The sequence below is a fragment of the Bradyrhizobium sp. BRP20 genome (assembly GCF_020194215.1).
Lineage (GTDB): Bacteria > Pseudomonadota > Alphaproteobacteria > Rhizobiales > Xanthobacteraceae > Bradyrhizobium > Bradyrhizobium yuanmingense.
This window is the reverse complement of record NZ_JADYVY010000014.1, coordinates 70,667-83,807: the sequence shown is the minus strand read 5'-3', so window position 1 is coordinate 83,807 and position 13,141 is coordinate 70,667. Positions and strand designations below refer to the sequence as shown.

Here is a 13,141-nt window from a genome sequence, read left to right as displayed (position 1 = left end):
CGGCCCGGGTTCCGACATCGGGAGCAACATTCATGACGAGCACGCTTTGCGGCGTCTTGCTCCATGTTTTGGTTTAGGCGGCGCCCGACTTGACAGAATCGACCACCAGCCGGCGCAACCAGACCGCGCCGGGATCGTCGTGACTTCGTTCGTGCCAGAGCAGGCGATAGCCGTAGGGCGTCACCTGCGCCGGCGGTTTCAGCATCACGAGACCGAGCCGCGGCGCAAGCTGCCGGGCCGCCCGCGAGGGCATGGTCACCAGGTAATCCGACGCAGCCGTGATCACCGCGGCCGTTGCGAAATATGGAACACGCAGCGCGACGTGCCGCTTGTAGCCGCGCTCGGCCAATGCGGTATCGATCGGCCCGCCCTGCCCGCCAAAAATGCTGACCACGATGTGCGGGCAGGCCGTGAACAGCTTGATCGGCAGCACGTCCTTTGCCCCGCGCATCTGCTTGAGCAAAGGATGCCCTTGCCGGACCAGCGTCACGAAATTTTCGCGGAACAGCTCGCGCGCCCGAAACGAGCCGGATACCGGATTATCGGCATACAGCACGAAATCGACCTGACCGTCAGCGAGCATGCGGAACACATCACGCGAGAAGCTGACGACCTCGATCGCCGCCCCGGGTGCCTCGCGCGCAAAGTGGGCGGCGACATTGGGCAGGATGGCGAGCGCCCCATAATCGGTCGTCGCGATGCGAAAGACGCGGTCGGTGGCGGAAGGATCGAATTTCGGCTTGTGGAGAAATGTCTCGACGCCGCCGAGCAAGGTCGCCAGCGGCTCGCGCATCGCCTCGGCGCGCAGCGTCGGCGTCATGCCGCTTGCCGCCTTCACCATCAGCCGGTCACCGAACAGGCGCCGCAGCTTTGCCAGCGCACGGCTGATCGCGGGTTGGCTGCTGCCGAGACGCTCAGCGGCGCGCGTGACGCTGCCGGTCTCGAGCAGCGCATGCAACACCACCAGCAGGTTGAGGTCGACTTTCGCCAAATCCATCGAACGCATAATGTAAATTCTATCATGACATTTGTGGATGATGCCAGATCATCGTACACAGACCCCACCGCGATAGGCCGGAGAAGCCGTATGCCATCACATCTGAACATCAGCCGCCGCATAATGCTCGCAGGCGGCGCGGCCGGAGCGATGACGCCGCTGCTGGGCATGCCGGCCGCGATCGCGCAAACGCCTGCTGGCAGGGCCAATTCCGGCCACTACAGTTTTCGGATCGGCGATATCAAGACAACCGTCGTCAGCGACGGCACGCTGAGCGGCAATCCGCGCATCTATGCCCACACCGCCCAGGCGGAGGAACTCGGCAGGACGCTGAGCGATGCGTTCCTGCCGACCGACACCTTCAGGCTCAACCTGAACACGCTTCTGCTGGAAACCGGTGGCAGGAGAATCCTGATCGAGGCAGGTGCAGCGCAAACGCTCGGCCCCGATGGCGGACATCTATTCCGCAATCTTGCGGCGATCGGCGTGGAGCCCGAGCACATCGACGCCATCGTGATCACGCATACCCATCCCGATCACGTCGGCAATCTCAGCCGCGCCGACGGATCGAGCGCTTTTCCGAACGCGACGGTCCATCTTCCCGAGGACGATTTTGCGTTCTTCATCCGTAACGAGCCTGACCTGTCGCGGCTGCCCATGCCGGAAGATTTCCGGCGCGCCTTCATCGCCAATATCAAGCGAAGCGTGGCGCCCGTCGCCAAGTCTGCCGTGCTGTACCGGCCGGGCGGCGAGTTGTTGCCGGGCATAACGACGATCGCCGCCGGCGGCCACACGCCGGGCATGTCGGCGATCCTGGTGCATTCCGGCGCGCAAGCATTGCTGATCACGTCCGATGCCGCCTATAGCCCCCTACTCAACATCGACAATGCCTGGCGGCCCGGGCCGGATCTCGATCCCGATACCGCGTTGCAGTCGCGCAGGCGCTTGTTCGACCGCGCTGCGACGGACCGCATCCCGGTGCTTGGATTCCATTTCCCGTTTCCGGGCATCGGCAACATCAGGAAGACGGACGACGGCTATCGCTGGGTGCCGGCGAACTGGCGGTTCGAAGGCTGAGCCAGCCCGAAGATGCGAAAGCGGCTATCGTAGGATCTCAAGCCCATCATTCTACGACCGCCGTATGCAGAAGCGCTGTTCTATCCAGGCGCCCCCCGGCGATTTCCGAGATGAATCGTCCGCAGCGCTCTACGATCAGATCCTTGTCGTTATCGAGCGTGGCGACATGATAGGAATTGTCGAGCCAAAGCAGGCGCACGTCGTTGGAACTGACCTCCTGCGCGATTCGCTTGCCATTGGCCGCCGGCACGACGTGGTCCTCTCTGGAATGAATGGCGAGCGTGGGACAGCTGACCTTGCGCAGCAGGCTTTCGGTCGCAGCAATCAGGACGTGGACCTGCCGGAGGCAAGCGACTGGCACCTCCTGATAGGCCAGCTCCTTGACGCCGGCGGCCTTGATGTCCGATCCGATGCCGGGAACGCGCTTCGGCGCCGCGCCGTCCGATACGAGCTCGGCCATCGCGCCATCGAAGATTCCGGCGGCACCGTTGATCGGCACGGCGCCTGCGACGATGTTCGGAAAACGTGCGGCTAGGTTGAGCGTCAGCGTGCCTCCCATGGACAGGCCGGTGACGAAGACCTTGGTGCCCTGCCCAGCCAGCTCGTGAAGCGCCTGCTCCGCCGACGCGAGCCAATCGAGATAGCCGGTCGTTTCCATGTCGTCCGGTGAGGTGCCGTGGCCCCGCAGGCGAGGCCCGCTGACGGTGAAGCCGAAGCGCCGGTGAAGCTCTTCGCCGAGATACCGCATGCTTTGCGTCGTTCCCGTGAAGCCGTGGAGCACGAGGACCGCAGGCCCCTTGCCCTGCATGAAGAATGGTTCGGCTCCAGCCATCACATCGGTCATGTCATCTCTCCTGTTGTCATCGCGGCTGCGGCCGCATCCGTTCTCGTTCCGATATCGAGGCAATCATGACTGGCGCCTTGCCGAATATGCGGCCGCTGCAAGGCCGATGATCGCACCCTGCAGCATCAGCTTGGCGGATTCGCCAAGCCCCCGACTCGTCAGCAGGTTGAAGCTGAATGTCAACATCAAGGCGGCGACGGTCGGGCCGAGCCCCTCTCCCAGGACTATTGCATATGGTGCTTTGCGCGAGCTGAGCGCGCGCCTCGTCCTTCAACGCCCGCTAACGGCGGGCGTCTCGAAGAATGGCCACAGGCGAGATCGCTCCCATATGCGATCGCCCTGCCCCTTTCCGGAGCCGAAGGTAACGCCGTCGGCGTGAACGGCGCTAGCGGACCCGCTCGAACGTGATGCGGATCTTCGTGCCGTCAGGTCGTTCAAAATTCTCGGTCATGACGTCGCCGTCGACCACCAGACGCAATTCCTTCCGCGTCCGAACGCTGCCGATCCAGTTCGGAAAGGTGCAGCCCTCGACCTTGTTGCCGCTGAACTCGCCGTTCTCATCCACCGTGTAGGTGCCGAAAAAGCCGATGCTGCCGGCCATGGCCGCGCGGTTTTCCGCGTCCGTGCCCTCGCCCCGCACGCTGGAGGCAAAGCGCGGGACGTCCGAGTCGGTCAGCACCTCGATGAAGTGCATGTCCGGCGTGAAGGTCAGGAGCCCGTTCGGCCGCGCGCCATAGGCCGGCAGGTTCTTTCCTTCCGGATCGATCTGAGCGGAGACCATTCTCCAGGTGCCGAGCACCTTGTTCGGCGGCGTAGCGTGGACTGGAGCACTCATCAGGCAAACTCCCAAAGCGATCAGCACCAGATTTCGACGGGTCATGTTGGAGTCCTCTGCTTCGTCTTTCTACGCGGCCGCCGGGCCTCGGAATGGCGGACCTGCGCGAGGCCGCTTCAAGTGCACAGATCCGTCCTCGCCTGGGTGCGGGACGACTCCGTCGCTAAGCGAGCGCCGGTCAGTGTTGCCGAGACATCCCACAGATGAGACGCCACCGCATCGTCATCGGCCTGCGGCGGCACGCGGGCCACGGACGGCGAACCGCGGATTTCGCCGAACTTGTCCGGACCGTAATAGCCGCCGGGGACGATGTCCGGCGACGTCGCCGCGAACAGCGTCGGCAGCGCACCTTGCGCCGCCGGCTGAAACAGGAACCAGAGGGCGGTCCGCGCCAGGCCGGGAAGGCTCATCCGGCCGGCGCCATTCGGAATGAGGTCGGTCCGCGATACGCCGGGATGGGCCGCAACGCTGGTGATGCCCCAGCCGAACCTCCGGCTGCGTCGCTGCAGCTCGAACGCAAACATCAGGTTCGCAAGCTTGGACTGGCTGTAGATCGGCATCGGCTGGTAGCGACGCTCAGCCTGCAGATTGTCGAACTCGATCGCTCCGCTGCGCGCTGCCAGGCTGGACACGGTGACGACGCGCGGCTCGACGCCCTTGTGCAGCAGCGGCAGAAGCTCGGCCGTCAGCGCGAAATGGCCGAGGTGGTTCGTGCCGAACTGCATTTCGAACCCGTCGGCCGTTACTTGCCGGACAGGGGGCATCATGACCGCGGCATTGTTGACGAGCAGGTCGAGACTGTCCCGTTGGCCACGCAAACGGGAGCCGAAGGCCCGCACCGAATGAATATCCGCAAGGTCGAGCCGTTCGAACCGGACGTTCGCGTTGGGCTGACGGGATCGGATCCGCGCGACGGCGTCTGCTCCCTTCGAGGCATTGCGACCGGCAATGATCACTTCGCCGTCCGCACGCGCCAACGCCAGCGCATCTTGGTAACCCAGGCCACCTGTGCCCGTGACAACGGCGCAACGCCCCCGCTGGGACGGAATATCGCTCGCACTCCAACCAGGCATCGGGCCATCTCCCACGGCACAACATCACATCGGGCCAGTTAAATTACACCTAGTGTAATTTTCAAGCGTTGTGCCGCCCGAGCCTGTTGACCTTCTCGTGAACGACACCTGCGCCGCGGCCCTCCCGCGCTGCGCGATTCAGTGGCCGCAGCGAAGTTCTGAGGATCCCGCGCAGCCGGACAAGCAAGAGGGCGGCTAGCGCCCGCAGCTTGGCCAGCGTCCCGGCGCGGATGACGGTCAGCACGGGGAGCAGCGCGAGCAGAAGGCTGAGGCCAATCCAGCGCAGAAGGCGGCCGGCCAGAAAGGCCTGGATCGTCGGGGTCCAGTCGTCCACCACGAGATTGACGGTCGCGGCGAACGCCGCCTTCGCACCGAGACAGAGGAAGCTGTTCGAAACGACGTTCGCCAGATCGAAGCAGGGATGGAACGAGATGGCACACAGCAGGATGAGAACGCCGAAATTGCCGAGATACGGCGAACGTATGGCCTTCACCGCGCGCGCGAGGGTCCGAGCGACAAATCGACGCTGGTCACGTTCCCTTGGCGAGCCTTGCACGGCGCCGTCGAGGCGCTGCTCGCCGGCATGACGGGCTCGCGCGTCATGTATCGTCCGGGGGACGGATTGCAGGCTCCTGCGAGGTCTGCTGATTGCACGGCGAGGCCGGTGCGGCGCGCCCTGGCGATGGCTGGAGGCGACGTAACCGGCAGGATTGCGGCGTAGAAGCTCGATGTTGCCGGAGCTGCGCGTGCGCTGGTCCTTCCCGGCCGCCGCTTGCAGCAAACCGGCCTCGGCATCGTGGAAATCGCAACGCGAAGCATCGGCATCCCGGTCGTTCGCCGGGCCGTCCCTGTCTGCAGTCATCTTAATCCAGTTCGCTGGTCTTGGACGCCTCGAATCGGCCCGAGCCTTGCTGGCCGGCCTCACATGCAGTAATTTCGCACTTGATGCGGAATTTTATCGCACTGAGTGTAATTTTGAATGAGGCCGTTGTGTGTCGAAACAGGACGGAGACGACCCATCACCGAAAAGCGAGGGACTGAGGGAGCAAAAGCGCCGCGAAACGTTGCGACGGATCACCGACACCGGTCTGAGGCTCTTCCTTCGGAACGGCTATGAGGCGACGACGCTCGACGCCATCGCGGAGGCAGCGGGAATTTCGCGTCGGACCTTCTTCTATTATTTCAAGTCGAAGGAAGACATCATCCTGGCCTGGCAGGGCGGTCTCGCCGAAGCCATAGGGCGCGCCGTTCTGGAGCAATCGACCAAGCAGCCGCCGCTCGAAGCGGTGAAGAATGCACTGGTCAGACTCACGGCGTCCTACGAGGACGTCCAGGCCCGGAAACAAATGATGGAGATCGACCGGTTCATCCGCACCAACGAGACGCTTCGCGCCCGCGAGGCCACCAAATACGCCCAACAGGAACAGGCGGTCTTCGACGCGCTCTGCACGATGTGGCCGCAGCCCAAGCGGCGAACGGCACTCCGCATAGTCGCGATGGTCTCAATCGGAGCTTTTCGCCTTGCGATCGACAGTTGGAGCCAGGATGAGGGAAGGCGTCCCTTCGCCGCCTATTTGCGGGACCGTTTCGCAAACATGAAGGCGGAAGCTTGAATCCAGGGGCTGTGACTGAGGCGCAGCCTCGCAAGGCTTATTGCGCCGCGATGCCCTCAGCCCTCCACCCGGTACAGCCGCCACCTTTCGGGCACCCCCTTGAGCCGGTGCTGGCCATGATCCCTCAGGTTGATTGCGGACTGCGCCGCCATCAGTTCCTTTACCGCGCTCGAAACCAGCACCTCGCCCGCGCGTGCTTTCGCTGCAACCCGGGTGCAGATGTGGAACGCGAGGCCGACCATTTCGCCACCGCTGATGGTGTATTCGCCCGCGTGGAGACCCACCCTGATCTCGAGGCCGAGCGTGCGCACGGCTTTCTGAATCGCGGCCGCGCAGGCGATGCCGGCAGCGGGTTTCCTGAAGGTCGCCAGCACGCCGTCGCCCGTGGTCACGACCTCCTTGCCGCGGCACGTCTTCAGCTCCTTGCGGACCGCCGCGTAATAATGGCCTATCACCTTGGTCCAGCGCGCATCGCCGAGCTTGGCTGCCTTCGCCGTGGAGCCGACGATGTCCACGATGAGGATGGTGGCGAGCGCCTGCTTGAGCTCGGCGGCGCGGGCAGCCGACCGGCGCCGGTTCGCGATGGGTCCGGTCAGCTGCTCATAGCGGTGATTGCGGCGCCGCGCGATCGCGGCTTTCGTGTACTCCTGCGCGCGCTGCGCGGTGCCGCAACGGATCGTCTTCTCCTGCGGCGACCGCGACCAGTAGACCTTGCGCCCGGCGCCGGCGCCCTGCACCTCCACCGCGCCCCATTTCAGGAAGACCGCCGCGCCGACGCGTCTGACGCACCACGCCTTTGAGGTGTATCCGGAGACGTTGGACTGATGGACACCGATGCGGAGAAATTTGGGCATGAAGGTGCGGCCAGAGACCGTTTGGGCGTAGCTTCGGCAAGGCTAGTCGGACAATCCGGCCTTGGCAACCGGACCTCCGGCCTCTGACTCCGGCGGGACAAGCTTATCCAGGAGCGATGTCCAGATCGATGTGCTATCCTCCTATGGGGCGGCAGAAGAAAATCCGGAGAGAATTTATGGCAACGAGTGTCAAGCAAATGCTGGAAGCTGCGAACGCGGCGGTCCCGAAGATCACCTCGGAGCAGGCGGCCGAGATGATCAACAAGGGCAACACGCTGGTCGTGGACGTTCGCGATGCGCCGGAAGTCGCCGCCAGCGGCAAGATCGCCGGCGCCGTGAACGTCTCGCGCGGGATGCTGGAGTTTCGCGCCGACCCGGAGTCGCCCTATCACGACAAGGCGTTCGACAAGGACAAGACCGTCATCCTCTATTGCGCATCCGGCGGCAGGTCGGCGCTGGCCGGCAAGCTCTTGAAGGATATGGGTTACGAGAACGTCTACAACGTCGGCGGCTTCAAGGACTGGACGGGCGCAGTCGAGAAGTAGCGAGAACAGCGGCGCGGTTCCGTTGACTGCGCTGCGAACTCCGATTGGCACTTTCTGCGGCAAGGCGCGTTGCGGTGTTGTCGAGGAGGCGCAGATGACCAAGACCAAGGCTGCCCACGCACAAGACGCCAAGATTCCCACGCAAGCAGCGCTCAATCCCGGTGACGAAGCTCCGCCCGGAACCAAGGGCACCGGCGACGACGTCTGTCCCGATTGTCACGGCAAGGGACGCATCGACGGCGCGCCTTGCGCCACCTGCGGCGGGAGCGGCACCATCACGCGGGCAGTCGGCGGCGCCTGACGCCGCCTCGTCCAGCGGCTTCATCTTCGTAGCAACGATCGGCCCTTCACGTGTGTTTTCCCCAACTGGAGACAGTGAGGCGCACCATGAACAAGACGACCGGACTGACACCCGACGACTTTCCGATCGAAGCCGACAAGGACAAGCTGAAGACACACAAGGGCGAGCCGGTGGCCTCGGCCGAGACCGAGCAGATTGCGGACGAGATCGCCGACCGGCTGAACGAGCAAGCCCACCAGGAAGAGCAGGACCGCTGGTCAGCCTAGTTCAGCGGGTTTGCGGCGCCCCATCGAATTTGGAACGACCACGCGTTCCCGCGCATTGGCCCTTCGCCGGCGTCTCACCATTCCGGCAAATGGCGGCCCCGGCTCAAGCCCGCCCCCGGATGCCGGGCCGGGGCCGCCTAGAGCGCGATGCGATTAGGATGAACCGTCATCGCGCTCCAGGTTATTGTTTGAGCATGATCTTTTCGGAAAACCGCTGCGCACTTTGCGCTGCGCGGCCCTCCGGGTCCGGATCATGCACCAGGCCGAGCACAGGAGCGGACATGAAAGCACTCGTCATAGCAGGGCTCATCGCGGCGCTCGCCTCGTCTCCTTCCGCCTTCGCGCAAAGCGGCGCGGGGCCGTCGAGGACGGGCTCCGGCATCAATTCGACCGGCACCGGCGGCACGACCGGCGCGGGCGCCTCCAGCCTCAATACGTCGTCGGACGCCAACAACGGCGGCGCCAATGCACCGGCGAAGTCGTCAACGATGAGGCCGGGCGACAACGATCCGGCCAGGCAGACCCAGGGGGGCCAACAGGCCCTGCCGAACGCCCCCGGAACTAACCGGAAATAGCGCGAGCCGGATAGGCATAGAGCTCGATCGGGGCGTTGAAGCCGCGCACCTCGTGCCGGCCGACATGCTCCAATGCGAACTCCTTCTCGACAAGCTCGGCGAAATCGCGTGACAGCAGCACATTCCTGCCGAGCGTCTTGGTCAGCGCCTCCAGGCGGGAGGCCATGTTGACGGCCGGGCCGATCACCGTGAAATCCAGCCGCTGGGCCGATCCGATATTGCCGTACATGACATCGCCGACGTGGACGCCGATGCCGTAGTTCAGCGGCGCGCGGCCGGTCGCGCTGTTCCGATCGTTGAGCGCGGCCATGGCTCCCCTCGCCTCGGCCACCGCGCGCAGAAGATTGGCGCAGGCGTTCGGCTGATGCAGCGGGAAGATCGCGAGCAGTCCGTCGCCGATGAATTTCAGGATCTCGCCGCCGTGCCGCGCGATCGGCTCCGACATCGCGTCGAAATAGTCGTTGAGAAGGTCGATGACGTCGTCGCGCGGCCAATTGTCGGAGATCTTGGTGAAGTCCCTGAGGTCGCAGATCATGATCGCGGCGCGCACCGTCGTGCCGGTGCCGCGCCTTGTGGCGCCGGCCAGGATCAGCTCGCCGGCATGCGAGCCGACATAGGTCTCCAGCAGCGTGCGCGCCAGGCGGTTCTTGATGCGGATCTCGCTGACCAGCGCCAACACCGGCAACAGCTTCTTCAGGCCGGCGATGTGGACATCCTCGAAACCGCCGAGACGATCAGTGGCGAAGGTCACGACGTGGCGCTTGCCGAGCGTGTGGAGCAGCGGCCAGGCCACATAGTCGGTCATGCCCAGCGACCGCATGTCGTCATAGAGGGCATGTTTGCGACCGAGCGAGGAATCCTGTTCGAGCTTTTCGCGGACCTCGTCGGCACCGTCATGGATCTCGTTGGCGGAGCTGCCGATATATTCGGACCGCTCGCGAACGTCATAGTCGGCCAGCGTGATCTCCGCCTCGCGCTTGCCGTCGGACCACATCATGCGGGCACCCAGCCATTGCGGATGATGGATCATCACGTGAAGCGTCGATCGCTTGAGCGGGATGCCTGCCTGCTGCAGGCGGATGCACATCTGCGCAAAGATATTATCGATGTAGCGCTCGTCGCGCGTGCCGTTGGTCAGCCAGTCGATGACGCCGTCGGCCAGTGTGGGGGCGTATGTGTCTGGCGCATTCATATTCTGCCCCTCAAGCTGGCATCTTTAGCGAAGCAGATATCGTGTGCCGGCCGGGCGGCGTCAACCTGGCCAGTTGCATGGATTGTGCGCATCGGTCCGAGGTTCTAGACCAGAAGCCGGATCGACCCCAGCACCGCCAGACCCGCGACGAGCGCAAGCTGCGACGGCTCCGCCAGCTCGAGCTTCAGCGTGCCGGTGCGGGGAATCGCAAATTCCTCATTGTCGAGGCGGATGCGGCATTCGCCCCGCGGGGCGTAGACCAGATGCGTGCCGGCGGCGAGGTGCCGGTGATCGCCGGGCTGCTTCAGTGCGAGGAGATCGATCTCGGCCGCACCGCGCCGCGCCATGAGATTCACGACCTCGACGGGACCGGCCTCGAGCTCGGTCACGATCTTGAGCTCGCCGGTGAACCGCACCGTCGTAAAAGGTTCACGTTCGTCGAATTCCTGCGTCGGCGACTTCAGCACCAGCCCGCGGCCCTCGACGACCATTTGCAAGCGGTCGATGCCGGGCATGTGGGAGAACGGACCGGACGCAAGAATCGGCGTCGACGCAAAGCGCCAGAGCAGGCTGTCCCAGTCCTTCCGCGGCGCATCGGCCCGATGCGCATCCGCGATGTCGGTGAAGACGCCGGCGCCGTTCTTCCACGGCGAGCGGGTGTAGTTTTCAGGATTGAGCAGCGTTGCCTTCATGTCTTGAGCTCGTCCGGGAAAGTCGGAGTATGTACCAGAGTTTGTAGCCGGATGATGTCGCTATTTCGACGCCAATGCCGCCACAGGCCGCCAGCTGACGTCGGGCGCAGCTGCAGCGAGCCGACGGCAGCGGTCCCGCATCAGCTCGGCTGGGCGATCGTCGCCGCGCTGCTTCAGCACCGCCTCGAAATCGGCCAGCGCGTCGGCAAAGCGGCGGGCGCGATAGGTGGCGAGTCCGCGCTCGTAGTCGGCGATCCAGCCGGTGCTGCCAACCGCCATCTCGTTCGCCATCCCGATCAGCTCGTGAACGGAGAGTCCCTCCTCGCGTCCGTAGACCGCGATGCTGTCGACCTCGCGCGTGACGACGGCGCCGCGCGCCAGACGTTCGGTCGCCGCGCCGACCAGGATCTGCGTGCCGTAAGATTTGTTGGCGCCTTCGAGGCGGCTCGCGACATTCACGGCATCGCCGATCACGGTGTAGTTCAGCCGCAGCTCCGAACCGATATTGCCGACCAGCATGCGGCCGGAATTGATGCCGATGCGGATCTGGAGCGGCTGACCGAGATCGTCGACGAGGCCCGACTCGTCGATCGCTTTGCGGCAGGCGAGCGCGGCACGGCAGCATCGCGCGGCGTGATCGCCTTGCGGCTGCGGCGCGCCCCAGAACGCCATCACGGCATCGCCGATGAACTTGTCGATGGTGCCGCCATTGGCGACAATGATCTCCGAGGTGAGGTCGAGATAGCTCGACAGCAGCGGCACGACGCGGTCACCGAGCCGCTCCGACAATCCAGTAAAGCCGGCGATGTCGATGAACATCACGCTGAGCTCCTGAACGCTGCCGCCGGGCTTCGCCTCGACGCCCTGGCGCAGCAGGCCGCGGACGAGATCCGCCGGGATGAACTTGCGGAATGCGGACAGGCCGGCCGCCATCTCCGCGATCGCACCCGACAGGCTTGCGATCTCCTTGAGCCGCGACGGATGCCGACGGACCTGCTCCAGCGCGAAGGCTTCGACATGGCGCAGCTCGCCGACGACGCGCGACAGCGGCGCGGCAATGACGGACCGCGCCAGCATAGCCGAGGCCAGCGCCGCGAGCACGGCGCCGACGGCGAGGCCGAGGATCAGGCGATGCAATGTCGTCTCGACCGGCCCGAGAAATTCGGCCTCGGGGATGACGGTCGCGAGCGACCAGCCCGGAAACGGCAGCGGCGTCAGCGCAACCTCATAGGCCGCGCCGCCCGAGGTGAGCCGGCTTCGCCAGGCCTCCTTGCGGCCGGCTTCCCCGGCCTGGTCGAGCGCTGCGCGCGCCAGCGGCAGCAGCGTCGTGTCGCCACGCGCCGGATGGAGCTCGTCGGCGTCCTTGTCCGGCGCTGCGACGAGCTCGCCGCTGCCGTCGACGATGAAGGCGGTGCCGGTGCGCCCGACCTCCAGCTGCGACAGGAAGCGCGCAAGCCTGGTATATTCGATGATGACGGCAAGCACGCCTTGGCGCTCCTGGTAGACGTCGATCGGGCCGGCGAAGGCGATCGACGGCCGCTCGCCGGTCGCGTGGTCCATCACCCTGAACCATTGCGGGTCGCCCGCGCCGAGGCCGGCCTTGAACCAGGCCTGATCGGCGACGCGGAAATCGGTCGGCTCGAAGCGGCGGTTGGCGAACTCGATGTCGCCGGGCACCACGTCGTATTCGTCGACGCGGCGCTCGCCCGGATGGTCCGTCAGCGAGATCTCCATCATCTCCAGGCGCCGATCGCCGAGCTTGTGCGCGGCGAAGAAGGAGCCGTCAGGCCAGCCGAACGCGACCCAGGAAATCGTGGCCTGCGATTGCAATTGCGAGAGGAAGACGAATTCGCGCTTGTCGGCCTCGCGGGTGTCGAGCACGTTCTGGAGGAACAGGGTGCGGATCGCGGTGTGCGCGGCGCGCGCCTCGTCGACGATGGCCGAGACCTCCTTGCGCACCGCCGCGACGATCTGCTCGTTGATGGTCGAGGCGAGCTGCCGGCTGGCGGCCTCCGCGGTGCGCCACCACAGCAGGCTGGAGAGCGCCGCGGTCAGCAGGATCGCGGCGAGGACCAGCGCGGAGACAGCAAGGCGGATACTGACCGTCATCCTTGCGATCGCGCGCAGCTGGCGTCCGGGATCGACGTTCATGGTTTTATCCGCCTTTGGGTGGGCGCGACTCCTGTCATCTTCCTACGCAGATTTCCTACCGTCCGTTACCTCTGCCAAGTTTGGTCGGACGCATCCAATGCTCTCGCTCTAACGTATCGATAGCGC

15 protein-coding genes are annotated in these 13,141 nt (G+C 64.9%); 5 read left to right on the top strand and 10 right to left on the bottom strand.

From position 1 onward, the window contains the following. Positions 1-73: 73 nt before the first annotated feature. Positions 74-997, bottom strand: coding sequence for a LysR family transcriptional regulator (locus I6F33_RS27705; RefSeq protein ID WP_225144701.1), 924 nt, complete (start codon positions 995-997; stop codon positions 74-76). Between the two features lie 150 nt (positions 998-1,147). Between I6F33_RS27705 and I6F33_RS27700 the strand changes: the two genes are divergently transcribed. Next, a complete protein-coding gene (locus I6F33_RS27700) occupies positions 1,148-2,074 on the top strand; it encodes an MBL fold metallo-hydrolase (protein ID WP_225144786.1) in 927 nt (308 codons plus the stop codon). A 46-nt stretch (positions 2,075-2,120) separates the two neighbouring features. Here the strand turns inward: I6F33_RS27700 and I6F33_RS27695 are convergent, their stop codons facing one another. The 4 genes from I6F33_RS27695 to I6F33_RS27680 all read right to left on the bottom strand — a co-directional run bounded on the left by I6F33_RS27695 (position 2,121) and on the right by I6F33_RS27680 (position 5,607). Continuing rightward, positions 2,121-2,918: a carboxylesterase gene (locus tag I6F33_RS27695; RefSeq protein WP_225144700.1), complete on the bottom strand. Its 798-nt coding sequence runs from the start codon at positions 2,916-2,918 to the stop codon at positions 2,121-2,123. Between the two features lie 385 nt (positions 2,919-3,303). Beyond that, the gene (locus I6F33_RS27690; protein ID WP_225114035.1) at positions 3,304-3,753 is read right to left on the bottom strand and encodes a lipocalin-like domain-containing protein; all 450 of its coding nucleotides are present in this window, start codon (positions 3,751-3,753) and stop codon (positions 3,304-3,306) included. 116 nt (positions 3,754-3,869) lie between these two features. Then, entirely contained in the window at positions 3,870-4,826 is a 957-nt protein-coding gene (locus I6F33_RS27685; protein ID WP_225144699.1) for an oxidoreductase, read from the bottom strand. Between the two features lie 61 nt (positions 4,827-4,887). Continuing rightward, the gene (locus I6F33_RS27680) at positions 4,888-5,607 is read right to left on the bottom strand and encodes a hypothetical protein (RefSeq protein WP_225144698.1); all 720 of its coding nucleotides are present in this window, start codon (positions 5,605-5,607) and stop codon (positions 4,888-4,890) included. 283 nt (positions 5,608-5,890) lie between these two features. Between I6F33_RS27680 and I6F33_RS27675 the strand changes: the two genes are divergently transcribed. Next, on the top strand, positions 5,891-6,439 hold the full coding sequence (locus tag I6F33_RS27675) for a TetR/AcrR family transcriptional regulator (protein ID WP_225114033.1): 549 nt from the start codon (positions 5,891-5,893) through the stop codon (positions 6,437-6,439). A gap of 56 nt (positions 6,440-6,495) precedes the next feature. Here I6F33_RS27675 and I6F33_RS27670 read toward each other — a convergent pair whose 3' ends face one another. Further along, positions 6,496-7,293, bottom strand: a complete 798-nt coding sequence (locus I6F33_RS27670) for an adenylate/guanylate cyclase domain-containing protein (protein WP_225144697.1) — start codon at positions 7,291-7,293, stop codon at positions 6,496-6,498. A gap of 176 nt (positions 7,294-7,469) precedes the next feature. Between I6F33_RS27670 and I6F33_RS27665 the strand changes: the two genes are divergently transcribed. The 3 genes from I6F33_RS27665 to I6F33_RS27655 all read left to right on the top strand — a co-directional run bounded on the left by I6F33_RS27665 (position 7,470) and on the right by I6F33_RS27655 (position 8,405). Then, positions 7,470-7,838 (top strand): rhodanese-like domain-containing protein, encoded by a 369-nt coding sequence (locus I6F33_RS27665; RefSeq protein WP_109145166.1) that lies wholly within the window; start codon positions 7,470-7,472, stop codon positions 7,836-7,838. Between the two features lie 94 nt (positions 7,839-7,932). After that, positions 7,933-8,139 (top strand): hypothetical protein, encoded by a 207-nt coding sequence (locus I6F33_RS27660; RefSeq protein ID WP_050991724.1) that lies wholly within the window; start codon positions 7,933-7,935, stop codon positions 8,137-8,139. Between the two features lie 86 nt (positions 8,140-8,225). Next, positions 8,226-8,405 (top strand): hypothetical protein, encoded by a 180-nt coding sequence (locus I6F33_RS27655; RefSeq protein ID WP_036011671.1) that lies wholly within the window; start codon positions 8,226-8,228, stop codon positions 8,403-8,405. Positions 8,406-8,586: 181 nt separating this feature from the next. Here I6F33_RS27655 and I6F33_RS27650 read toward each other — a convergent pair whose 3' ends face one another. The 4 genes from I6F33_RS27650 to I6F33_RS27635 all read right to left on the bottom strand — a co-directional run bounded on the left by I6F33_RS27650 (position 8,587) and on the right by I6F33_RS27635 (position 13,015). Then, entirely contained in the window at positions 8,587-8,910 is a 324-nt protein-coding gene (locus tag I6F33_RS27650) for a hypothetical protein (protein ID WP_158284442.1), read from the bottom strand. A gap of 56 nt (positions 8,911-8,966) precedes the next feature. Next, the gene (locus tag I6F33_RS27645; protein ID WP_225144696.1) at positions 8,967-10,172 is read right to left on the bottom strand and encodes an adenylate/guanylate cyclase domain-containing protein; all 1,206 of its coding nucleotides are present in this window, start codon (positions 10,170-10,172) and stop codon (positions 8,967-8,969) included. Between the two features lie 104 nt (positions 10,173-10,276). Next, on the bottom strand, positions 10,277-10,864 hold the full coding sequence (locus tag I6F33_RS27640; RefSeq protein ID WP_225144695.1) for a HutD family protein: 588 nt from the start codon (positions 10,862-10,864) through the stop codon (positions 10,277-10,279). A gap of 60 nt (positions 10,865-10,924) precedes the next feature. Beyond that, a complete protein-coding gene (locus I6F33_RS27635; RefSeq protein ID WP_225144694.1) occupies positions 10,925-13,015 on the bottom strand; it encodes an adenylate/guanylate cyclase domain-containing protein in 2,091 nt (696 codons plus the stop codon). Between the last annotated feature and the right edge of the window lie 126 nt (positions 13,016-13,141).

Coding starts and splice junctions, on each gene's coding strand:
- I6F33_RS27705 (WP_225144701.1), bottom strand. CDS start 997: ATGGATTTGGCGAAAGTCGACCTCAACCTGCTGGTGGTGTTGCATGCG.
- I6F33_RS27700 (WP_225144786.1), top strand. CDS start 1,148: ATGACGCCGCTGCTGGGCATGCCGGCCGCGATCGCGCAAACGCCTGCT.
- I6F33_RS27695 (WP_225144700.1), bottom strand. CDS start 2,918: ATGACCGATGTGATGGCTGGAGCCGAACCATTCTTCATGCAGGGCAAG.
- I6F33_RS27690 (WP_225114035.1), bottom strand. CDS start 3,753: ATGAGTGCTCCAGTCCACGCTACGCCGCCGAACAAGGTGCTCGGCACC.
- I6F33_RS27685 (WP_225144699.1), bottom strand. CDS start 4,826: ATGCCTGGTTGGAGTGCGAGCGATATTCCGTCCCAGCGGGGGCGTTGC.
- I6F33_RS27670 (WP_225144697.1), bottom strand. CDS start 7,293: ATGCCCAAATTTCTCCGCATCGGTGTCCATCAGTCCAACGTCTCCGGA.
- I6F33_RS27665 (WP_109145166.1), top strand. CDS start 7,470: ATGGCAACGAGTGTCAAGCAAATGCTGGAAGCTGCGAACGCGGCGGTC.
- I6F33_RS27660 (WP_050991724.1), top strand. CDS start 7,933: ATGACCAAGACCAAGGCTGCCCACGCACAAGACGCCAAGATTCCCACG.
- I6F33_RS27655 (WP_036011671.1), top strand. CDS start 8,226: ATGAACAAGACGACCGGACTGACACCCGACGACTTTCCGATCGAAGCC.
- I6F33_RS27645 (WP_225144696.1), bottom strand. CDS start 10,172: ATGAATGCGCCAGACACATACGCCCCCACACTGGCCGACGGCGTCATC.
- I6F33_RS27640 (WP_225144695.1), bottom strand. CDS start 10,864: ATGAAGGCAACGCTGCTCAATCCTGAAAACTACACCCGCTCGCCGTGG.
- I6F33_RS27635 (WP_225144694.1), bottom strand. CDS start 13,015: ATGAACGTCGATCCCGGACGCCAGCTGCGCGCGATCGCAAGGATGACG.